Source organism: Streptomyces sp. NPDC045967 (genome assembly GCF_056430495.1).
Map to the genome: position 1 here is coordinate 174193 of NZ_JBWKLE010000008.1, position 21122 is coordinate 195314.

The following is a 21122-nucleotide window of genomic DNA, read 5'->3' on the forward strand; positions in this document are numbered from 1 at the left end:
CCTCGGGGGACGAGTGCTCCACCCGCCGCTTGTCCTCAACACTAGGTGCGTGCGGACCTCCGGTCCTCATGCCCTCGTACCCCTTCCCGGGCCTCCAGGAGGATGACGGGCCGCGGTCGGTGTACTCCCCTGGGTGGAGACCGCTCCCCCGCTGTCGGGGTCTTCCCGGAGGGGTCGGCGCAGGGTGGTGACTTCGCTCACTCGCGTGACTCCCCGCTTTCGCCCGTGCGCCGGTGGGCCCCGGGACGCGACCGGCCCGCCGGTGTGCGCCGTACGGACGAGCGCGACCCGGGTGCGTGCGGCGGTGATCGCCCAACGCCCTTGCCCCCGGCCCCCCTTGATCATCCGCACGGTACGGTCCCCCGGACGGGCGTGGATCGTTGAGGGACCCTCAAGTGTGCTGCGGGGCACTGACAATCGAATCCCCCGGCGAGGGCGCGGCCTCTGAGCGCGCGTGCCGGATGGTCCGTAAGCTGTGCCACGTCAACAGGACGACCGGTCAGCGGGGTGGACATGGCGATGATGCGGCTCCGGCGCGAGGACCCGCGTGTCGTCGGCTCGTTCAGACTGCACCGACGGCTCGGCGCCGGCGGCATGGGCGTGGTCTACCTGGGCTCGGACCGGCGCGGACAGCGCGTCGCGCTGAAGGTCATCCGGCCGGACCTGGCCGAGGACCAGGAGTTCCGCTCCCGGTTCGCCCGCGAGGTGTCCGCGGCCCGCCGCATCCGGGGCGGCTGCACCGCACGCCTGGTGGCGGCGGATCTCGAGGCCGAGCGGCCGTGGTTCGCCACTCAGTACGTGCCGGGGCCCTCCCTGCACGACAAGGTGGCCGAGGAGGGACCCCTGACGGCCGCGCAGATCGCCGCCGTCGGCGCCGCGCTCGCCGAGGGCCTGGTCGCCGTGCACGAGGCCGGGGTCGTCCACCGCGACCTCAAGCCGTCGAACATCCTCCTTTCTCCCAAGGGCCCGCGGATCATCGACTTCGGGATCGCCTGGGCCACCGGGGCGAGCACCCTCACCCACGTGGGGACGGCCGTCGGGTCCCCCGGCTTCCTCGCGCCCGAACAGGTGCGCGGCGCCACCGTCACACCGGCCACCGACGTCTTCGCCCTCGGCGCCACCCTCGCCTACGCGGCGACGGCGGACTCGCCCTTCGGGCACGGCAGTTCCGAGGTCATGCTGTACCGGGTGGTGCACGAGGAACCGCATCTCGTCGGGGTCCCGGACGCGCTCGCGCCCCTGGTACGGGCCTGCCTGGCGAAGGACCCCGAGGAGCGGCCCAGCACGCTCCAGCTGTCGATGCGGCTCAAGGAGATCGCGGCCCGCGAGGCGCAGGGCCTGTCCGACGGGCGCCCGCCCGGGCAGCGCGCCCGCGTCGAGCGGCCGACCGGCCGGCTCGCGGACGAGTACGCCGACCAGCGCACGGAGCGTCGTACCGGCGGCTCGAGCACGCCGCGGGCGCAGGGGGCGCCGCAGAGCGGGCCGCACTCGCGGCCCTCGTCCTCCCGCAATCCGCGCACGGGCGGCGACCCGTCCTCCCGGCCGTCGTCGGGGCGCACGGGGGGCCGTCCCGGTCCCCGGACCACGGGGACGGGCCGGCGGCCGGCGCGGCCGGACCCGAAGCTGATGCGCCAGCGGCTGATCGTGTTCGTGGTGGTCACGCTCATCGTGGCCCTGGGCATCGCCGCCGCCCAGCAGTTCTGACCTCCGGGGCCCGCACCGCGGTACCCGGAGGCCACAAGCGGCTACGCGCCGTCGCGGCCCTGGGCCACCGCGTAGAAGGCCACCGCGGCGGCGGCTCCCACGTTCAGCGAGTCCACGCCGTGCGCCATGGGGATGCGCACCCATTCGTCGGCGGCGACCAGCGCCTGCGTGGACAGGCCGTCCCCCTCGGCGCCGAGCATCAGCGCGACCCGCTCCAGGGACTGGGGCGCGGCCACGTCGATGGGCGAGGCCTTCTGGTGCGGGGTGAGGGCCAGCAGTTTGAAGCCGGCTTCGCGGACCGAGTCCAGCCCCTTGGGCCAGGCGTCCAGGCGGGCGTAGGGGACGGAGAACACCGCGCCCATCGACACCTTGACCGACCGGCGGTAGAGCGGGTCCGCGCAGTCGGGCGACAGCAGCACCGCGTCCATGCCGAGGGCGGCGGCGCTGCGGAAGATGGCCCCGATGTTGGTGTGGTCGTTGACCGCTTCCATGATGACGACGCGGCGGGTGGTGGTGAGGATCTCCTCGGCCGTGGGCAGTTGCTTGCGCTGCATGGAGGCGAGGGCGCCGCGGTGCACGTGGTAGCCGGTGACGCGTTCGGCGAGCTCCGGGCTGACGGCGTAGACCGGGGCGGGGAGTTCGTCGATGACGTCGCGCATGACGTCGACCCACTTGGCGGAGAGCAGCATCGAGCGCATCTCGTACCCGGCGTCCTTGGCCCGTCTGATGACCTTCTCGCCCTCGGCGATGAACAGGCCTTCCGCGGGCTCGCGGCGGCGCCGGAGTTCGACGTCGGTCAGGCCCGTGTAGTCGCGCAGGCGCGGGTCGTCGGGGTCCTCGATGGTGATGAGATCAGCCACAGGGTGATACTGCCTTGTCCTGGGTGCGGTGCCAACGGCCTTAGCGGTCTGCGGGGAGGGCGCCGGGGGCGAGGACGGTGACGACCTCGCCGATGACGATGACGGCGGGCGGGCGGACCTCCTCGGCGCGGACCCTTTCGCCGACGGTGGCGAGGGTGGCGTCCACCCGGCGCTGGGTCGCGGTGGTGCCCTCCTGGATCACGGCGACCGGGGTGCCGGCGGGCTTTCCGTGCCGCACGAGGGCCTCGGCGATCGAGCCGATCTTGTCGACCCCCATCAGGACGACGAGCGTGCCGGTGAGCTTGGCGAGGGAGGCCCAGTCGACGAGGGAACGCGGGTCGTCGGGTCCGACGTGGCCGCTGACCACGGTGAACTCGTGGGCGACGCCCCGGTGGGTGACCGGGATGCCGACGGCGCCGGGCACCGAGATGGAGCTGGAGATGCCGGGCACCACGGTGCAGGGGATCCCCTCCTCGGCCAGCGCCTGGAGCTCCTCCATGCCGCGGCCGAAGACGTACGGGTCCCCGCCCTTCAGGCGGACCACGGCCTTGCCGGCCTTGGCGTGCTCGATCAGGGCGTTGTTGATGGCCTCCTGGGCCATGTAGCGGCCGTAGGGGATCTTCGCGGCGTCGATGACCTCGACGTGCGGGGGGAGTTCGTCGAGCAGGTCGCGGGGCCCGAGCCGGTCGGCGATGACGACGTCGGCCTCGGCGAGCAGGCGGCGGCCGCGCACGGTGATCAGGTCCGGGTCGCCCGGGCCGCCTCCGACGAGGGAGACCCCGGGGGTGGACCGCTGGCGGTGGCCGGGGGCGGCGAGGCTGCCGTCGCGCAGGCCCTCGACGACGGCGTCGCGGACGGCGGCGGAGCGGCGCGGGTCGTTGCCCGTCAGCACGGCGACGGTGACGCCCTCGACGCGCCCCGTGGCCGGGGTCCACGCGGTGGCCGCGGAGGCGTCGTCGGCGCGCACGCACCAGACGCGCTCGCGCTCCGCCTCGGCGGAGGCCAGCTCGTTGGCGTCGCGGTTCTGGGTGGCGATGAGCGCGTACCAGGCCCCGGCGAGGTCGCCGTCCTGGTAGCGGCGGCGCTCCCAGCGGATCTCACCGGTCTCTGCCATGGCGTCCACGGAGGGGGTCGCGGAGGGCGAGACCAGGACGATCTCGGCTCCGGCCGCGATGAGCGCCGGGAGGCGGCGCTGGGCGACCTGGCCACCGCCGATGACGACGACGCGGCGGCCGGCGAGTCTCAGGCCGACGGGGTACGCGGGGTGTTCAGCCATGGCGGTGCGGCTCCTGGTGCGGCGGTCGTCTGTGTGGCGTGCCGCTGCGGCGCTGGAGCGGCGGGGTACTGACGTGCGGTGATCCGGTGCGGATCCACCATACGGCGCGGGCCGTCCCGGGGTGCGGACGGGGGCCGCGCCCCGGCCCCTCGGGGATCCGCCCCTGCGGAGGACGGTGGGGCGGGCCGTGGTGCGGTGGCCTGCCGGGGCGTCCCCGCAGGTCGGACGGACCCGCCCCGGGCGGCGGGCCGGTCCGGCCGGGGTCCGCGAGCCGGGGCGGTGCTCCGGCGGGGCACCGCCCCACCCGGAGGCCCTTCAGCCCCGGGCCCGCTGCCGGACTCCCGCCGGACGGGGGCCGGGCACCCGGCCGAGGGCCCGGCTGAGGTTCGGCGGGCGGCCCGGCGGAGGTCCGGCAGGGGTTCGGCTACTTCTCGGTGACGCCCGCCGAGTCGAAGGTGGCGACCTCGTGCATCGCGCGGGCCGCGCTCTGCACCAGCGGGAGGGCCAGCAGGGCGCCCGTGCCCTCGCCGAGCCGGAGGTCCAGGTCGACCAGGGGGCGCAGGCCGAGCTTGTTCAGGGCCGCGACGTGGCCCGGCTCCGCGCTGCGGTGGCCGGCGATGCAGGCCGACAGGGCCTCGGGGGCGATGGCCCGGGCCACCAGGGCGGCCGCGCCCGCGCTCACGCCGTCCAGGATGACGGGGGTGCGCAGGGACGCCCCGCCGAGCAGGAGGCCGACGATCGCGGCGTGCTCCAGCCCGCCGATGGCGGCCAGGACGCCGATCGGGTCCGCCGGGTCGGGCTGGTGGAGGTCCAGGGCGCGGCGTACGACATCGACCTTGCGGGCGTGCGTCTCGTCGTTGATGCCCGTGCCCCGACCGGTCACCTCGGCCGGGTCGACCCCGGTGAAGACCGAGATCAGCGCGGCGGAGACCGTGGTGTTCGCGATCCCCATCTCGCCGGTGAGCAGGGCCTTGTTGCCCGCCGCGACCAGATCGCGGGCGGTCTCGATGCCGACCTCGATCGCCGCGACGGCTTCCTCGCGGGTCATCGCCGGACCGGTGGAGAGGTCGGCGGTGCCCGGCCGGACCTTGCGCGGGAGCAGGCCGGGGGTCGCGGGCAGGTCGCCCGCGACGCCCACGTCGATCACGCACACCTCGGCGCCGACCTGGTTGGCGAAGGCGTTGCAGACCGCTCCGCCGCCCAGGAAGTTGGCCACCATCTGGGTGGTGACCTCCTGCGGCCAGGGGGTGACGCCCTGCGCGTGCACGCCGTGGTCACCGGCGAAGATCGCAACGGCGGCGGGCTCCGGGATCGGCGGCGGGCAGACCCGGGAGAGGCCGCTGAGCTGGGCCGAGATGATCTCGAGCATGCCCAGGGCCCCGGCGGGCTTGGTCATGCGCTTCTGCCGCTCCCACGCCTCGCCGAGGGCCTTCGCGTCGAGCGGGCGGATACCGGCGACGGTCTCGGAGAGCAGGTCGTGCGGCTCTTCGCCGGGCAGCGCGCGGCGCCCGTACGTCTCCTCGTGGACGACCCAGGACAGCGGGCGGCGCTGCGACCAGCCGGCCTGGGCGAGTTCGGGCTCCTCGGGGAACTCGTCGACGTAGCCGACGCACAGGTAGGCGACGACCTCCAAGTGCTCCGGCAGGCCGAGCGCACGGACCATCTCGCGCTCGTCGAAGAAGCTGACCCAGCCGACGCCGAGGCCCTCGGCGCGCGCGGCGAGCCACAGGTTCTCGACGGCGAGGGCCGAGGAGTACGGGGCCATCTGCGGCTGGGTGTGCCGGCCGAGGGTGTGGCGGCCGCCGCGGGTGGGGTCGGCGGTGACGACGATGTTCACCGGGGTGTCGAGGATGGCCTCGATCTTGAGTTCCTTGAACTGCTTCGCCCGGGCCTTGGGCAGGGAATTCGCGTAGGCCTCGCGCTGGCGCTGGGCGAGCTCGTGCATCGTCCGGCGGGTTTCGGCGGAGCGGATGACGACGAAGTCCCAGGGCTGCGAGTGGCCGACACTGGGGGCGGTGTGGGCCGCCTCCAGGACGCGGAGCAGCACCTCGTGCGGGATGGGGTCGGTGCGGAAGCCCTTGCGGATGTCGCGGCGCTCGCGCATGACGCGCAGGACGGCCTCGCGCTCGGCGTCGTCGTAGGCGGGGGCCGGGTCACCCGGGGCGGTCTCGGCGGGGCCGGCGGGCTCGAGGTCGGCGGGGACAGGCTCGGGCCGGGCCTCGGACCCGGCGGCGGCCGGCTCGGCGGCGGTGGTCTCGGCGGCGGCCGGTTCGGCGGCGGGCTCGGCGGCCGGTTCGGCGGCGAGGGGCTCGGCCACGTCCGCAACGGGCTCCGCCGGGGCGGGCTCCTGCCGGACGGGTTCCGCCGGGGCGGGCTCCGCCGGCACGGGCTCCGCGTGGACGGGCGGGGCCACCGCGACCGGCTCGGCGGGGACGGGCTCGGCCGGAACGGGCTCGGCCGGGACCGGGTCGGCGGGCACCTGGGCGGGCTGGGCCGGTACCGGGACGGGGGCCGCGAAGGCGAGGGGCTCGGCGGCGGCCGGCTCGGCCTGGGCCGGCAGGGGCTGGGCCGGCAGGGGCTCCTGCCCGGCGAAGGACTCGGCGAGGGGCTCGGCGCGCTCCTGGGCCTGGACCGCCGTGTCCGCGGGGGCGGGCGCGGGCTCCGCTTCGGGCTCCGGTTCGGGCTGCGGCTCCGCGGCGAGGGCCTCGCCCGGCGCGGCGGCCGGAACGGACTCCGGCTCGGGCAGGGGCGCGGGCTCGGGCTCCGGTACGGCTGCCACCACGGGCGCGGGCTCCGGGGCGACCGCCGCCGCGGACGCAGGCTCCGGTACGTCCGCCACCACGGGCTCCGGCTCCGGTACGGCCGCCACGACCGGCTCCGGGTCGGGCTGGGAGTGGGGCTCGGCCGGGCTCTCGGGCTCGGCGGCCGCGGGGGCCGGCTCGGCGGCCGCGGGGGCCGGCTCGGCGGCCGCGGGGGCCGGCTCGGCGGCCGCGGGGGCCGGCTCGGCCACCGGCTCGGGGTTCCACGGGGCGCCGGCCTGCGGCGGGATGTCGCCCGGCTGCGGCGCGGCGTGCGCGGGGGCGTCCAGGTACTCCAGACCCCCGGTCGGCGGCCCGGAGCGGCGCATCGGGGCCGGCGCTGCGGCGGGACCCCGGTCCGCGAGGGACCGCACGACTCCGCCGTTGGCCTCGGGCACGGGCGGGCCCATGTGCAGCGGACGCCGGACCGGGGCGGCCTGGGCGGCGGCCTGCGCCGGGGCGGCGGGCGGGGGGACGAGGCCGCCGAGGTCGAGCGCGCCGGAGTCGCGGCCGCCCGCCTCGTGGGCGCCCGCGCCGTAGGAGGGGAACTCGGGGTACGCGGCCGGCTCGTGGTAGGCCGGGGCCTCCTGGTACGACGGCTCGGTGCCGTAGGGCGCCTGCGCGTAGGGGGAGGGCTCGACGGGAAAGGCGGGGGCCGGCGGGACGACCTGCGGGTCGCTCCACGCACCCTGGCCGCTGGGCATCAGCAGCAGTTCCTCGTCCTCGGCCGCGGCCGGATCGTCCACGAGGTCCTGGAAGGCGTAGCCGGCGGGCAGCGGCGGCGGCAGCTGGACCGGAGCGGGGATGCCCTGCTGATCCACCATGCCCGCGTTGTCCGGGTGACCCTCGCCCGGGACCTGGCCGGTGTCAGTCATGCGTACCCCTCGCCCATCGGTTCTGCCTCTTCGATCGCCCGGTCGCCCACGAGGCCGCCCCGACGGTTGACCGTGCGGGGTTGCCGTGCGGCGCCCTTGCCGCACGTGCGCCTGCGCGACAACCACTAAGCATTGTCGCGCCCGTTCGCCACCGCGGCGGCCATAACCGCCGCGGTCCGCTGTGGACTGCGCCACGTCGCGCGCCGTCCGGTGCCGTGATGCCCGGATCGTCCCGGGCGGTACGACGATCGGCCAGCCTACCCCGGCCCCGACCTCAGCGGGTCCTGGGGCGCTCGGCTGCCAGCAGGAAGACGACGGAGCGCTCCTGTTCGGTCCAGGTGCGGGTGTCCAGGCCCACGGACTGGAGGAGGGCGCACTCGACGGCGTACCCGTGTTCGGTGAGGGCGCGGCCGATGGCCTCGGCTTCGTCGCGCGTGGAGGCGTGGCTGACGATCCGTTCGGGACGCCGGTCGGCGACGGCGGCGACGACCTCCGCTCCCCCGCCGCCCACGCGTACGACGTCGGGCTCGGGCAGGTTCTCCAGGACGTGCGGGGCGCGCCCGGCGACGACCTGGAGCTGCACTCCGCGCGTGCGGGCGGCGGCGGTTGCCCGGTCGCATGCCTGCGGGTCGGCGTCGACGGCGATGACGGCGGCGCCGAGTGCCGCGGCGTCCACGGCGACCCAGCCGGAGCCCGTTCCGATGTCCCAGAGGAGGTCGCCGGAGCGGGGGCCGAGCCGGGCGAGCTGTGCGGCGCGCAGCTGCGCGGACTCCCCTTCCCCGGTGTCCGCCCGGGGGCGGGCCCAGCCGCGGTCACCGGAGCGGTTGCGGTCCGGGCTCTGGCCGAGCAGCCAGCCGGGTTCGGCGTCCAGGGCCTGTCCGGTGCCTCCGCCGCCGATGACGATGACGACGTTCGGGTCGCGCCAGGTGTGGTCGGCGGCCTTGTCGGAGGTGAGGACGCTCACCTGCTCCCGTTCGGTGCCCAGTTCCTCGCAGATGACGAATGTGCGGTGGACTCCGTCGAGGAGCAGGGCGAGTTCGGCCGGGCCGGCGCCGGGCGAGGTGAGGACGGCGACCTTGCCGTGGGCACGGATGACGTTGACGGCGCGGCGCAGGGTGCGGGGGTGGGCGACCACGACCTGGGCGTCGTCCCAGGGCATCCCGGCGCGGGCGAAGGCGGCGGCGACGGAGGAGACGGCCGGGACGACCTCGACCTCCAGGCCGTGCTCGGGGGCGCGCAGGGTGCGTACGACGCCGAAGAAGCCGGGGTCGCCGTCGGCGAAGACGACGGCCGTGCCGCGGTGGCCGGCGATGCGGCGGGCGGCGAGACCGAGGCTGCCGAGGCGGATGCGCTCCGCGCCGGGCGGGACCTCGGGGAGCTCGAGGTGGTGGGCGGCGCCGGCCACCAGCGTTGCGGCGGAGAGTGCGGACCGGGCGGCCGAGGTCAGGGGCGAGCCGTCCCAGCCGATCACCGTGACCCGGTCGGCCATCGTCGTCTGTCTCCTGGTGTCGGAGGGACCCCCAGGCGGGCGGGGGAGGCTGGAGTTCGTCGGGGGGCGGGCACGGTGAGACTACCCGTTCATCGGGTCAGTTCCCGGTCGGCGCCGTCGACCCTGTCGGCGCTGTCGACCCTGTCGGCTCTGTCGACCCCGTCGGCGCTGTGGGCTCTGTCCGCTCTGTCCGCCCTGTCGACGGAGTACGCGTCGTATCCGTCGTATCCGTCGTATCCGTTGTAGTCGCCGTACCCGTCCATGCCGTCCGGGTCGTCGAGGTCCTCGGGGACGAGGCTCCAGACGATGAGGTCGGTGCGGGTGTCGCTCCAGCTGCCGTCCGCGGACTGGGTACGCACGATCCAGGCGTTGCGCAGGACGCCCTCGCTGATGCAGCCGATCTTCTGGGCCACCTGCTGGGAGGCGGTGTTGTCGGCGGGCGTGCGCAGTTCGAGGCGTTCGAAGCCCTGGTCGCGGAAGAGCCAGCGGGTCACGGCGAGTACGGACTCGCTGGCGTAGCCCTCGCCGCGGGCCCAAGGGGCGGTGACGTAGCCGACCTCGGTCGCGCGGGTGCGCCAGTTGGTGTTCTGGAGGTGCACGATGCCGACGAGGCGGTGGGTGAGGAACTCGGTGACGGCGAAGACGATGCCCCGGCCCTCGGTGCGTTCGGCGTGGGAGAGGCGGGTGGCCCAGTCGCGGGCGTCGGCCCGCGTGTAGGGGTGCGGTACCGAGGTCCAGGCGGTGACGCCCTCGTCGTTCATCATCTCGGTGAGCGCGGTGACGTCCTCCTCCTCGAAGGGGCGCAGCACCAGCCGGTCCGTGCTGATGGTGACGTCCGGGAAGGTGGTAGTCATGCGCAGCTCCATGCCTGAGACCGTGGTGCGGGACCGTTTGTGCGGGTCGTAGGCCACAGCATGCAGCATCGACCGGGGGAAGTGCAGGGCCGGGACTGCCCGGAAGCGGGCAGGGCTCGGCCCCGCACGCCGTCAGGAGCGTGCGGGGCCGAGATGCCTGATCGGCGGGTTCAGGAGGCGGGGGTTCCGAAGGCCGGGACGACCGAGCCCTGGTACTTCTCCTCGATGAACTTCTTGACCTCGTCGGAGTTCAGGAGCTTGGCGAGCTTCTGGACGCGCGGGTCGTCCTGCCTGCCCTCCTTGACGGCGAGGAAGTTCGCGTACGGGTTGCCGTCAGCCTTCTCCAGGACCAGCGCGTCCTTGGCGGGCGAGAGGTCGGCCTCGATGGCGTAGTTGCCGTTGATGACGGCGGCGTCGACGTCGTTCAGGGCGCGGGGGACGGTGGCGGCCTCCAGCTCCTTGAACTCCAGCCCCTTCTTGTCGGTGATGTCGGACAGCTTGGCGCTGGTGCCGACACCCTCCTTGAGGGTGATCAGGTTGTTCACCGCGAGGAGCTGGAGCGCGCGGCCCTCGTTGGTGGTGTCGTTGGGGACGGCGACGGTCTGGCCGGCCTTGATGTCCGCGAGGCTCTTGACCTTCTTGGAGTAGAGGCCGAGGGGCTCGAGGTGCACGTTCACGACGGGCACGACGTGCGTGCCGTTCTTCTTGTTGAAGTCGTCGAGGTACGGCTTGTGCTGGAAGTAGTTGCCGTCGACCTGGCCCTGCTCGGTGGCGGTGTTCGGCAGGACGTAGTCCGTGAACTCCTTCACCTCGAGCTTCAGGCCCTCCTTGGCCGCGAGCTCGTCCCTGACGAAGTTCAGGATGTCGGCGTGCGGGCTCGGGGAGGCCGCGATGACGAGGGGCTTGCTCTCGTCGGCCTTGCCGCCGTCGGCCTTGGCGGAGGACGGGTCCGAGGAGCTGCCGCAGGCGGTGAGGCCGAGGGCGAGCGCGCCGGCGGTGGCGGTGAGGGCGGTGAGCTTGATGTTCTTGCGCACGAAGAGTGCCTTTCTTGCATGGTGCGGTGACGGCCCAAGCACGACAAGTGCGGGCTCTTGGGGGGTGGGAAAGTCGTGACGGCCCGGATTGCTCAGGCTGTTCGGCCGCGGCGGGCCAGGAGGCGGACCACGCCGTCTCCGATCAGCTGGATCACCGTGACGACGGCGATCAGGACGACGACCGTGGCGACCATGAACCCGGTCTCGAAGCGCTGGAAGCCGTAGGTGATGGCCTTGGATCCGAGCCCTTCGCCGCCGACGGCGCCGGCCATGGCGGAGTAGCCGACCAGGGTGATGACGGTGGTGGTGACGGCGGCGACCAGGGAGGGCAGGGCCTGCGGCAGGAGCACCTTGCCGACCAGCGTGGGCAGGCCGCCGCCCATGGACTCCACGGCCTCGACCAGTCCGTGGTCCACCTCGCGGACGGCGGTCTCGACGAGCCGCGCGAAGAAGGGGATGGCGCCGATGGCGAGCGGGACGATCATGGCGGTGGGGCCGATGAAGGTGCCCACGACGGCGGTGGTGACCGGGATCAGGAAGATCAGCAGGATGATGAACGGCAGCGAGCGGCCTATGTTCACGATCACGCCGAGCACCTTGTTGACCGGCCGGTTCTGCAGGAGGCCGCCCTTGTCGGTGAGGACCAGCAGGAGGCCGACGGGCAGTCCGCCCAGGACGGTCACCAGGGTGGACCACAGCACCATGTAGAGGGTGTCGTAGGTGCCCTGGGTGAGCAGGGGCTGCATCTCGGACCAGGTCACTTCGCACCATCCTTGACCAGCGCGGCCAGTTCGTCGTCCATCGCCTCGACGTCGTCGCCCGGGCCGGCCCCGTCGACGACGTCGACCTGGAGGCCCTGCTCGCGCAGGAAGCCCACGGGGACGACGTTGTCCTCGAAGCGGCCGGGGAGCTCGATGCGCATGCGGCCGATCTGGCGTCCGGCGACGGTGTCCATCGCGGCGCCGAGGATCGAGATGTCGATGTTGTACGTGCGCGAGAGCTGCGAGACGACCGGCTGGGCGGCTGCTTCGCCGTGGAAGGTGACGTCCACGACCGTGCGGTCGGGGCCGGTCGCCCCGCCGGTGACGGGGAAGAGCGCGTCAGCGAGGGCGGAGCCGGGGGTGGCGAGCAGCTGGGCGACGGTACCGGACTCCACGATCTTGCCGCGCTGCATCAGGGCGGCCGAGTCGCAGACGGACTTGACCACGTCCATCTCGTGCGTGATGAGCAGCACGGTGAGGCCGAGCTGCTGGTTGAGGTCGCGCAGCAGCTTCAGGATGGAGCGGGTGGTCTCGGGGTCCAGGGCGCTGGTGGCCTCGTCGGACAGCAGCACCTTGGGGTCGCCGGCCAGGGCGCGGGCGATGCCGACGCGCTGCTTCTGGCCGCCGGAGAGCTGGACGGGGTAGGCCCTGGCCTTGTCGGCGAGGCCGACCAGGTCGAGGAGTTCCAGGGCCTTGCGGGAGCGCTCGCGACCGGAGACGCCGAGGATCTCCAGGGGCAGCTCGACATTGCCCTGGACGGTGCGCGAGGACAGCAGGTTGAAGTGCTGGAAGACCATGCCGATGCGGCTGCGCGCCTCGCGCAGCTCCCGGCCGGCGCGCCGGCCGCGGCCGGCGAGCGCCGTGAGGTCGGTGCCGTCGACGTGCACGGTGCCCGCGGTGGGGCGCTCGAGCAGGTTCACGCAGCGGATCAGGGAGGACTTGCCGGCGCCGCTCTGGCCGATGACTCCGTAGACCTCGCCCTCGCGGACGTGGAGGTCCACGCCGTTGAGGGCGGTGACCTCTCGGCCACGGGACTGGTAGACCTTCGTGAGGCCCGATGTGGTGATCACAGGATTTCCGTCGCTGTCGAGTGCACGGCGTGCGGGAGCCGGGCACGGGGCAAACATCTGGGGACGCGCGCTACGGGTCGAACCGTCACGAAGGGGATGGCGTCGACGCGTGCGCGGGGCAGGAGCGGTCCGGGGTCGGACGGGCTCGGCCGGTCTCGCTTCGGGGCGCGAGGCGTGCGGAAGGGGCCCTCAGAAGGCGCGCATTCGACACATACAACGAGCACCGGGCGTCATCGTCGCCTCGGTCGCAAGGGTGCGGCTGCTCGTCGTGGTCATGGGCCCCAGTAAACCAGACATGTCGCTTTACCGATCAAAGATGTCCGCATAGCGGACGGAAAGCAGCCACATACCGGACGACTCCGGTCGTCCCCAGCCGTCGGTCCCGAGGGCCGGAGCCGTCTCCCCGACCTGCACCGACACGGCCGAGAGGTCCCGTACGACCCCGTCCGCACGGCGTCCGCGGCGGGGTGCGGTGTGGTCAAGGCCACGGTCCGCACACCGGCCGCGCCCGCCGCCGGTCCCATGGCCGCGTCCTCGCAGACCACAGCGGACCGGGTCCGCATCGGGAAGGCCGGGCGGCGAGCAGAGCACCGCCCAGGGGTGAGCGCATCGGGTCTTTCGGCCCGTAATACCCTCGCAGCATGCTCGACGCCCTGACGGTCGCCATCGGTGTGGCCGCACTCGCCCTCGCCGCCTGGTGCGGCCACGCCGCATGGCGGGACCAGCCGACCAAGGACTGGCACTTCATCGGCATGGCCGTGGTGACCGTACTGGTCCTGGCGCAGCTGGTGATCGGCCTGGTCATGCTGGCCCGGGGCGAGAAGCCCGACGAGGGCGGGGTGATCTTCGTGGCGTACCTGCTGGGCGCCTTCGCGGCGGTACCGGCCGCCGGGATGCTCTCGCTGACCGAGCGGACCAAGTGGGGTTCGGTGACGGTGGCCGCCGGCGCGGTCGTCCTCGCCGTCCTCGAAGTACGGCTCTACGACATCTGGGGAACCACCGGTGCCTGACGCGACGACCGACACACCCGCCGGGCGCACCCGGCTCGTCTCGGGGCCGGGGCTGCTCCTGGTGTGGCTGTACGGGGTGATGGTGGTCGGGGCGGTGTCGCGGTCGGCCTACCAGATCTCCACCGAGTTCGACCGGGCACCGCTGGCCTACACCCTGTCCGCCGCGGCCGCCCTGGCCTACGCCTTCATCACGTACTCGCTGGTGCGCGGCGGCGAGCGGGCGCGCAAGGCGGCGCTGCTGTGCTGCGCCGCCGAGCTGGTCGGCGTACTGACCGTCGGCACGTGGACACTGCTGCGGCCCGACTCCTTCCCCGACGCCACCGTGTGGTCGCAGTTCGGGATGGGCTACCTGTTCATCCCGGTGATCCTGCCGATCACCGGGATGCTCTGGCTCCGCGCGAAGCGTGCGGCGTGAGGGCTGGAGGCGTGAGGCGACGGCCGGCAGCGTGCGGAGTGAGCGCTAGGCGCTGACCGCGAAGTCGGTGGCGTCCTTCGACTCCTTCTCCAGGATCACCAGACGTACGCCGTCCGAGGCCGTGCGGCCGCCGACCTGGGTGTAGCCGGCCTTGCGGTAGAGCCGCAGGTTGGACTCGCTCTTGTGGCCGGTGTGCAGGCGGAAGCGGGTGGTCGCGCCCTGCCCCGCGAGGGCCTCCTCGACGGCGCGCAGCAGCCGGGCGCCGAGTCCGTGGCCCTGCAGTCGCGGGTGGACGCACAGCTTGGCGATCTTCCCGGTGCCGTCGGCGTCGACGCTCCCGCGGACGGTGCCGACGACCTCGTCGCCGAGCCGGGCCACCAGCACGGTGTCCGCCGCCAGCTCCGCCTTGAGGGAGTCCAGGGACTGGGTGAGGGGCTGGATGAGGTAGTTGCCGTAGAGCTCGGCCTCGCGCTGGAAGGCCAGGTACTGGAGTTTGAAGATCTGCTCGGCATCCTCGGCAGCCGCCGCCGAAATCGTCACGCTCATGCCCATGTGCGCATGCCTCCCGCTCACCTGGTAGCCCGTAGGTCTACCGCTCCTTTCCCCGCGGGCGAGGAGCCGCAACCTCTGCAGCCAGCATTCTGCGCAGACATCCCAGGCAACGGGAACGCACGGGCCCCAAACTTCCTTGTGAGATACCCAACTCTCCTGCGATTTCACGGTAGGTGAGGTCTCTGGGCGAAAGAAGCGCCTGCATGAGCTCCGGGCAGCGTCCGGGCAGTCGGGCGACCGCCGACCGCAGCGCCCGGGTCTCCTCGCCGTTCATGAGGACCTCCTCCGGTGCGCCGCCCGCGTCCACCGGGTGGGGTCGGCGCTCGTCCGCGGAGTGCCGGCGGTGGTCGTAGGGGATCTCCCGGCGCGCCCGCCTCCGGGCGAGCCGGGCCTCGGCGCGCACCGCCCGGCGCAGCCAGCGCGCGCGGCCGGTGGGGCCGGGGGCGCGCGGGCCGCTCTCCAGCAGCCTGACCCAGACGGCTTGTTCCAGGTCGGCCGCCTCGACTCCGGCACCCGGGGCCTCCGCCGCCGCCTCGGCGGAGAGCAGTGGGCGGAGCTTCTCGAAGAGGTCAGCCTTCAGCAGGTCCATGCCGGGCGGGACGAGCGGTGCGCGCCCGGCGGTTTCGCCGCCGGACGCGTCCCACCCGTACGGGAAGCCGTGTTCAGCTGTTGACGGGGCGTCGGCCCGGACGGAAGGTCTCGGCCGCGAGGAGTCCGGTGTCCGGGTTGTCGGTGAAGATGCCGTCGATGCCCTGTTCGAAGTACGCACGGAAGGCGCCGAAGGCGTCGCCGTACGCGGCCGGATCGGCGCCCTTGCGGAACTCGGCCGGCAGGAAGCTGTTCTCGTTCCGCGCGGTGTAGGGGTGCAGCAGCAGCCCTTGGGCGTGGGCGTCCCGGACCAGGGTGGTCGGCGTGCCGAGCCTGCCGGCCGCGTCGCGCGGGAGGATCAGGTCCATGGTCGGGCCGATGCCCTGGGCGAAGCCGGCCAGCCACCGCAGGCCCTCCGGTGTGACCAGGTCCGCGACCGTGCGCGGGTCCTTGGCCAGTTCGAAGTCCCAGGGGCGGGTTCCGGCCGCGGAGAGCAGGACGACGCGGGGCACCGAGACCAGCCGGGAGAGCCGCTGGATGCTGGAGGGTTCGAAGGACTGGAGGAAGACGGCCGAGTCGCGGCGGTCGCGTCCGTACCGGCGCAGCAGCCTGGCCAGCGGCTCCTCCAGCCCCAGGCCGAGCGCACGGAAGTGGCTGGGGTGCTTGGTCTCCACGTGCAGCCAGACCCGCTTGCCGCGTCGGCGGCCCTCCCGGTCGGCCCAGCGCAGGACCTCCTCGAAGGTGGGCACCTCCCACCGGCCGTCGTAGAGGGTGTTGCGCTGGCGGACGGCGGGGATGCGTTCCTTCGCGCGCAGCGTCTTCAGCTCGGCGAGGGTGAAGTCCTCGGTGAACCAGCCCGTGACGGGCACCCCGTCGACGGACCTGGTGGTCCGGCGCGCCGCGAACTGCGGGTGGTCGGCGACGTCCGTGGTGCCGCCGATCTCGTTCTCGTGACGGCACACCAGGTGCCCGTCCCGGGTCGGGACGAGGTCCTGCTCGATGACGTCGGCGCCCAGGTCGAGCGCGAGCTGGTAGGAGCCGAGCGTGTGCTCGGGCCGGTAGCCGCTGGCTCCGCGGTGGCCGATCACCGTCGGGTGGGGGAGGTCCCGGAACCCTCCCCCGCCGTGCCCGCCGCCCGCGGCGGAGGCCGCGGCGGGTCCCGCCCCGAGTGCGGTGATGCCCGTGCCGGCCGCCAGTACCGCCGCGCCGATGACCGTGCGCCGTGCTGCCCCGCCCTGTGCCATGGATGCCACTCCCCCTCGCGAAATTGCCCGAATCGGCGTGCCGATGGTAGGCGGGAGGGGGTATCCGGCAAGGGTGTCATGTCGGAACACGGCGGAAACGTACGTCAACAACGCGTATCCGCTCCGTGAACCCGATGTGCGATCAGAGCCGACCCGCGAGTATCGTCCTCACCTGCACTACCGCCGTGTGGTGGGTGCGAGAACCGCTTTTCGATGCCGGAGGGCCCACGTTGTTCCGTACGCGCCTCATCAAAGCCACTGTCGGACCGGTCATGCGCCTGATGTTCCGCACCCGCGTGGAGGGCCTCGAGAACATCCCCGGTACCGGAGCCGTGATTCTGGCGGGAAACCACCTCACGTTCATCGACTCCATGATCCTTCCGCTGGTGTGCGACCGGACGGTCCACTTCATCGGCAAGGACGAGTACGTGACGGGCAAGGGGCTCAAGGGCCGCGCCATGGCCTGGTTCTTCACCGGCTCCGGCATGATCCCGGTCGACCGGGACGGGGCGAACGGCGGGGTCGCGGCGCTGATGACCGGCCGCAGGATCCTCGAAGAGGGCAAGATCTTCGGCATCTACCCGGAGGGCACCCGCTCCCCCGACGGCCGCCTCTACCGCGGCCGCACCGGCATCGCCCGCCTGACCCTGATGACGGGCGCCCCGGTGGTCCCGTTCGCGATGATCGGCACCGACAAGCTCCAGCCGGGCGGCGCGGGGATGCCGCGCCCGGGCCGGGTCACCGTGCGCTTCGGCGAGCCGATGGAGTTCTCCCGCTACGAGGGCATGGACCGCGACCGGTACGTGCTGCGCGCGGTGACGGACTCGGTGATGGCCGAGGTCATGCGGCTGTCGGGCCAGGAGTACGTGGACATGTACGCGACCAAGGCGAAGGCCGCCTAGGACACGTGCTCACTGACGGCGCAGGGACCGGCTGATGCCCGCCGCCGTCGTGGTGGCGAGGATCCAGCCGGTGACGATCAGCAGGTACGACAGCCACTGGTACCGGCCGCTCGGCGCGTAGGCGGACTCCTGCCCGAAGCTGATGATGGGCACCAGCAGATCGATCGTGTAGAACACCGCGTTGAAGTCCGGGGCCTCTCCGGCCTTGACCGGGCGGGGCGGCCGTGTTCCGTAGGCGACCGCTCCGGTCACCAGCAGGGCCAGCAGCCAGCCCGTCGCCCGGAGCGGCCGGAAGCCGTACCCGACGGTGGCGTCCTGGACCAGGCCCCAGACCTGCTCGTGCCGGGGCCGGGTACGCCGGTGCCGGCGCAGCTTGGCGAGCTGTACCGACCGGGCCGCCACCTCGTCCCCGGCGGTACGGTAGGCCGCCGCGAGCTGTTCGTAGGCGTACGGCAGGTACCCCGAGCCCTCCCGCTCCAGCGCGGGCAGCCGCTCCTCGGCCGGAAGGTGCGGAGCGAGGGTGCGGTAGGTCAGGCCGTCGATGGCGATACGGTCGGGCCAGACGGCGGGGTCTATGTGCAGCAGGTCGACGGTGGACCGGCGCAGGTTCACGTCCCCCCGGATCGTCGGGCACCGGCGCAGCCACAGCTCTCCTATGGCGCAGCTGGAGGCGCGCAGCGCCGTTCCGCCGGGATGGGCGAGATCGGCGCGGCTGAACATGGCCTGACCGGGGATGCGCGAGCCGGTGAGGTTGACCATGCCGCGGGCCTGCAACCGGTGTGCGCGCAGGTCGGTGCCCACGGTCAGGGTCTCGGCGTGCAGGGCTATGCCGCCGGGGCTCAGCAGTCGGGCCCCGTCGAGCTGCACCTGTCCGCCCACCGTGGCGCCGTTGAGCCGTAGTTGGCCGTGGACCGTCAGGTCGTTGGCGATGACGTCGGTACCGATCTCGGCGTGGTTGAGCTGGAGCGCGGCCTCTCCCGCCTCCTCCCCGGAGGGCGGCCCTATGACGGCTCCCTGGAGGAAGATCCCGCCGGCGATCCTGGCGCCCTGCAGGCGAACGGGCCCGGTGATCCGGCAGCAGGAGAGCCGCAGGACCACGTCCACGCGCAGGGTGGCCGCGGTCAGGCCGGGCAGCGTGGAGTAGCCGAGGACGAGGGCTTTCAGCTGGGCGCCGTACAGCAGGGGTTTCCGCTCGAACCAGCAGTCGCGCATCCGTATCGGATGGTCGACGGCCGCGTAGCGCAGGTCGAGCTTGCCGACGATCTTCGCGCCCTTGATCTTGAGCCCCGCGACCCGGCCCTCCATCGCCGGAGCCGCGCCGAGCAGGAGGGCCCGCAGCACCTCGGCGCGCACCGTGCGCTCCGGCCCCCACTCGGCCCCGTCCACGGAGCTGTCCTCGGGGTGCTGCCGGAAGTCGACGCCGTCACCGCGCGGGAACGCGTGCCAGATGCGGCGTTCGGCCGGGGTCAGGTCGTTGATCTCCATCGCCGGGATCGTGTCCCGCGGCTCGACGGGCTGTCAACTCGGCCGGATCCCGGCCGCGTCGGCGGGCACGGGCGCCTTGGGGCGGGACGTCAGTGCTCGACGCCGTCCTGGAGTTTCTGGCCCTTCAGCAGGAACCAGGCGGCCGCGGCCGTCGCCAGCAGGACGGCGGCGCCGACACCGGAGGCCAGCCGCAGCCCGTCCACGAACGCCTCCTGCGCGGCTCCCACCAGGTGCCCGGCCGTCTGCGGGTCCAGCGTCCTGGCGGCCTCGACGGCCCCGCCGAGGGATTCGTGCGCGGCGTCGGCCACGGGCGCGGGGACCGAGGCGGGGGCGGTGAAGCCCTGGTAGACGCCGGTCACGACGGAGCCGAGCAGGGCGATCCCGAGGGCGGCGCCCAGTTCGTACGCCGTCTCGGAGACGGCCGAGGCCGAACCGGCCTGCTCCTTGGGCACGCTGGAGAGGATCACGTCGGCGGTGACGGTGAAGGAGAACCCGGCGCCGAGGCCGACGACGAGCAGGGCCGCACCGAGCAGCGGGTAGCCGGTCTCCTTGTGGATGACGGTGAGCACGGCGAGGGCGAGGCCGATGGCGGCCAGGCCGCCGGCGACGATCGAGCGCACGGAGTACCGGCGGGCGTACCGGCCCGCGACCAGTCCGGTAACCACCGCGCCGATGGCGGCGGGCAGTTCGGCCAGACCCGCCTCCAGGGGGTCGCGGCCCTGGACGAGCTGGAGGAACTGGGAGAGGAAGAAGACCAGTCCGGAGAGCCCGAAGACGGTGAGCAGGTCGGCGAGGACCGCGCCGGAGAAGCCGCGGTGCTGGAAGAGCCGCATGTCGAGCAGCGGGGACGGCAGGCTGAACTGGCGGCGTACGAAGGCGTGGAGGGCACCCGCGCCGAGGACGGCGGCGGCCCACACCCACCAGGTCATGCCGTGGGTGGCGACTTCCTTGACGGCGTAGACGACGCCGATGACGCCCACGAGCGAGAGGGCGACGCTGAACAGGTCCCAGGGGCCGGCCACCGGGTTCTTGGACTCGGGCAGCAGCTTGATGCCGACGACGACCAGGACGAGCATCACGGGGAGGTTGATGAGGAAGACCGAGCCCCAGTAGAAGTGCTGGAGCAGGGCTCCGCCGACGACGGGGCCGACGGCCGCGCCGGCCGAGGCGGTGGCGCCCCAGATGCCGATGGCGAGGCTGCGCTCCCTGGGGTCGTGGAAGATGTTGCGGATCAGCGCGAGGGTGGACGGCATCAGGGTCGCGCCGGCCACGCCGAGCAGGGCGCGGGCGACGATCATCATCTCGGGGCTGGTCGCGTAGGCGTTGAGGACGGACATCGCGCCGAACGCGGTGGCGCCGACCAGCAGCAGCTTCTTGCGGCCTATGCGGTCGCCGAGGGAGCCCATGGAGACGAGCAGTCCGGCGATCACGAAGGAGTAGATGTCGCCGATCCACAGCAGCTGGGTGCCGGAGGGCTTGAGGTCCTCGCTGAGGGCGGGCGTGGCCAGACCGAGCACGGTGGCGTCCACCGCCACCAGCAGCACGGCCAGGACGAGCACGGACAGCGCGAGCCAGCGCCCGGGGCTCTTGACCTCCGCCTCCGCCGTCGGGCCCAGCTGCTTGGTTCCGGTCATTTCTCCACACTCCGTCGGGCGCCGCCGAGCAGCAGCTCGGTGATCATGTACTGGAAGTCCTTGCCCGCGACCCGGCCGTCCATGACGGCCCAGGCGCAGGTGCCGATGAGGCCGTAGAGGGCCTCGGTGAGCCAGGCGGGGCTGAGGTCGATCCGGATGTCGCCCTCGGCCTGGCCGCGGCGGAAAAGCGCTCCGACGCGGGCGTCGAGGCGGGCCCAGCCCTCGTTGACCTGGTCGCCCTCGAAGAGCTGGTTCTCGGTGACGAGGAAGGCCAGCAACTGGGCGTTGGGCTCGATCTCGGCGACGAGCCGTTTCAGGGCATCGACGGCCGTGCCCTCCTCGGGGCGGGCGCGGTCGAAGGCCACCTCGAACTCGCGGATGCCGAGTTCCTCCAGGGCCCGTACGAGGGCGTCGCGACCGGCGAAGTGCCGGTGGAGGGTCGCGCGGCCGATGCCTGCGGCGCGGGCGACCTCGTCCATCGTGGCGGTCGATTTGCGGGAGAGCAGGGCCGCCGCGTCGCGGAGCACCTGGTCACGATCCATGGCCATGAGACAAGCATACCCCGAATGAG

The 21122-nt window shown here is 73.3% G+C and carries 18 protein-coding genes; 4 read left to right on the forward strand and 14 right to left on the reverse strand.

Going from position 1 to position 21122, the window contains the following annotated elements:
* The first annotated feature begins 513 nt into the window (after nucleotides 1-513).
* Entirely contained in the window at nucleotides 514-1704 is a 1191-nt protein-coding gene (locus AC07FY_RS18550; RefSeq protein WP_479007452.1) for a serine/threonine-protein kinase, read from the forward strand.
* Between the two features lie 41 nt (nucleotides 1705-1745).
* On the opposite strand, the gene AC07FY_RS18555 is transcribed toward AC07FY_RS18550, so the two are convergent.
* The 8 genes from AC07FY_RS18555 to AC07FY_RS18590 all read right to left on the reverse strand — a co-directional run bounded on the left by AC07FY_RS18555 (nucleotide 1746) and on the right by AC07FY_RS18590 (nucleotide 12721).
* Complete coding sequence (locus AC07FY_RS18555; RefSeq protein WP_479007454.1) at nucleotides 1746-2564, reverse strand: TrmH family RNA methyltransferase; 819 nt, start codon at nucleotides 2562-2564, stop codon at nucleotides 1746-1748.
* Between the two features lie 40 nt (nucleotides 2565-2604).
* Complete coding sequence (cobA, locus tag AC07FY_RS18560) at nucleotides 2605-3840, reverse strand: uroporphyrinogen-III C-methyltransferase (protein ID WP_479007456.1); 1236 nt, start codon at nucleotides 3838-3840, stop codon at nucleotides 2605-2607.
* Between the two features lie 424 nt (nucleotides 3841-4264).
* Nucleotides 4265-7513 (reverse strand): nicotinate-nucleotide--dimethylbenzimidazole phosphoribosyltransferase, encoded by a 3249-nt coding sequence (cobT, locus tag AC07FY_RS18565; protein ID WP_479007458.1) that lies wholly within the window; start codon nucleotides 7511-7513, stop codon nucleotides 4265-4267.
* 274 nt (nucleotides 7514-7787) lie between these two features.
* Nucleotides 7788-9002 (reverse strand): precorrin-6y C5,15-methyltransferase (decarboxylating) subunit CbiE, encoded by a 1215-nt coding sequence (gene cbiE, locus AC07FY_RS18570; protein ID WP_479007460.1) that lies wholly within the window; start codon nucleotides 9000-9002, stop codon nucleotides 7788-7790.
* A gap of 89 nt (nucleotides 9003-9091) precedes the next feature.
* Nucleotides 9092-9856 carry a GNAT family N-acetyltransferase gene (locus tag AC07FY_RS18575; RefSeq protein ID WP_479007462.1) on the reverse strand — a complete coding sequence of 255 codons (765 nt, stop codon included), beginning with the start codon at nucleotides 9854-9856 and terminating at the stop codon, nucleotides 9092-9094.
* A gap of 170 nt (nucleotides 9857-10026) precedes the next feature.
* Nucleotides 10027-10890 carry a MetQ/NlpA family ABC transporter substrate-binding protein gene (locus tag AC07FY_RS18580; RefSeq protein WP_479007464.1) on the reverse strand — a complete coding sequence of 288 codons (864 nt, stop codon included), beginning with the start codon at nucleotides 10888-10890 and terminating at the stop codon, nucleotides 10027-10029.
* A gap of 92 nt (nucleotides 10891-10982) precedes the next feature.
* On the reverse strand, nucleotides 10983-11651 hold the full coding sequence (locus AC07FY_RS18585) for a methionine ABC transporter permease (protein ID WP_479007466.1): 669 nt from the start codon (nucleotides 11649-11651) through the stop codon (nucleotides 10983-10985).
* Nucleotides 11648-12721 carry a methionine ABC transporter ATP-binding protein gene (locus AC07FY_RS18590; protein WP_479007468.1) on the reverse strand — a complete coding sequence of 358 codons (1074 nt, stop codon included), beginning with the start codon at nucleotides 12719-12721 and terminating at the stop codon, nucleotides 11648-11650. The genes AC07FY_RS18585 and AC07FY_RS18590 overlap by 4 nt, the downstream gene beginning before the upstream one ends.
* Nucleotides 12722-13362: 641 nt before the next feature.
* On the opposite strand from AC07FY_RS18590, the gene AC07FY_RS18595 reads away from it, so the two are divergent.
* Both AC07FY_RS18595 and AC07FY_RS18600 read left to right on the forward strand, forming a co-directional pair.
* Complete coding sequence (locus tag AC07FY_RS18595) at nucleotides 13363-13731, forward strand: hypothetical protein (RefSeq protein ID WP_479007470.1); 369 nt, start codon at nucleotides 13363-13365, stop codon at nucleotides 13729-13731.
* Nucleotides 13724-14146 (forward strand): hypothetical protein, encoded by a 423-nt coding sequence (locus tag AC07FY_RS18600; RefSeq protein WP_479007472.1) that lies wholly within the window; start codon nucleotides 13724-13726, stop codon nucleotides 14144-14146. Before AC07FY_RS18595 ends, AC07FY_RS18600 begins: the two co-directional genes overlap by 8 nt.
* A 45-nt stretch (nucleotides 14147-14191) precedes the next feature.
* On the opposite strand, the gene AC07FY_RS18605 is transcribed toward AC07FY_RS18600, so the two are convergent.
* The 3 genes from AC07FY_RS18605 to AC07FY_RS18615 form a co-directional block, all read right to left on the reverse strand.
* Entirely contained in the window at nucleotides 14192-14698 is a 507-nt protein-coding gene (locus AC07FY_RS18605) for a GNAT family N-acetyltransferase (RefSeq protein WP_479007474.1), read from the reverse strand.
* Between the two features lie 37 nt (nucleotides 14699-14735).
* A complete protein-coding gene (locus tag AC07FY_RS18610) occupies nucleotides 14736-15287 on the reverse strand; it encodes a sigma-70 family RNA polymerase sigma factor (RefSeq protein WP_479007475.1) in 552 nt (183 codons plus the stop codon).
* 73 nt (nucleotides 15288-15360) lie between these two features.
* On the reverse strand, nucleotides 15361-16530 hold the full coding sequence (locus AC07FY_RS18615; protein ID WP_479007477.1) for a glycerophosphodiester phosphodiesterase: 1170 nt from the start codon (nucleotides 16528-16530) through the stop codon (nucleotides 15361-15363).
* 134 nt (nucleotides 16531-16664) lie between these two features.
* On the opposite strand from AC07FY_RS18615, the gene AC07FY_RS18620 reads away from it, so the two are divergent.
* Nucleotides 16665-17432, forward strand: a complete 768-nt coding sequence (locus tag AC07FY_RS18620; protein WP_479007479.1) for a lysophospholipid acyltransferase family protein — start codon at nucleotides 16665-16667, stop codon at nucleotides 17430-17432.
* Between the two features lie 9 nt (nucleotides 17433-17441).
* Here AC07FY_RS18620 and AC07FY_RS18625 read toward each other — a convergent pair whose 3' ends face one another.
* The 3 genes from AC07FY_RS18625 to AC07FY_RS18635 all read right to left on the reverse strand — a co-directional run bounded on the left by AC07FY_RS18625 (nucleotide 17442) and on the right by AC07FY_RS18635 (nucleotide 21099).
* On the reverse strand, nucleotides 17442-18917 hold the full coding sequence (locus AC07FY_RS18625) for a membrane-associated oxidoreductase (protein WP_479007481.1): 1476 nt from the start codon (nucleotides 18915-18917) through the stop codon (nucleotides 17442-17444).
* 89 nt (nucleotides 18918-19006) lie between these two features.
* Nucleotides 19007-20551 carry an MFS transporter gene (locus tag AC07FY_RS18630; RefSeq protein ID WP_479007483.1) on the reverse strand — a complete coding sequence of 515 codons (1545 nt, stop codon included), beginning with the start codon at nucleotides 20549-20551 and terminating at the stop codon, nucleotides 19007-19009.
* Nucleotides 20548-21099: a TetR/AcrR family transcriptional regulator gene (locus AC07FY_RS18635; protein WP_479007485.1), complete on the reverse strand. Its 552-nt coding sequence runs from the start codon at nucleotides 21097-21099 to the stop codon at nucleotides 20548-20550. The genes AC07FY_RS18630 and AC07FY_RS18635 overlap by 4 nt, the downstream gene beginning before the upstream one ends.
* Nucleotides 21100-21122 lie beyond the last annotated feature (23 nt).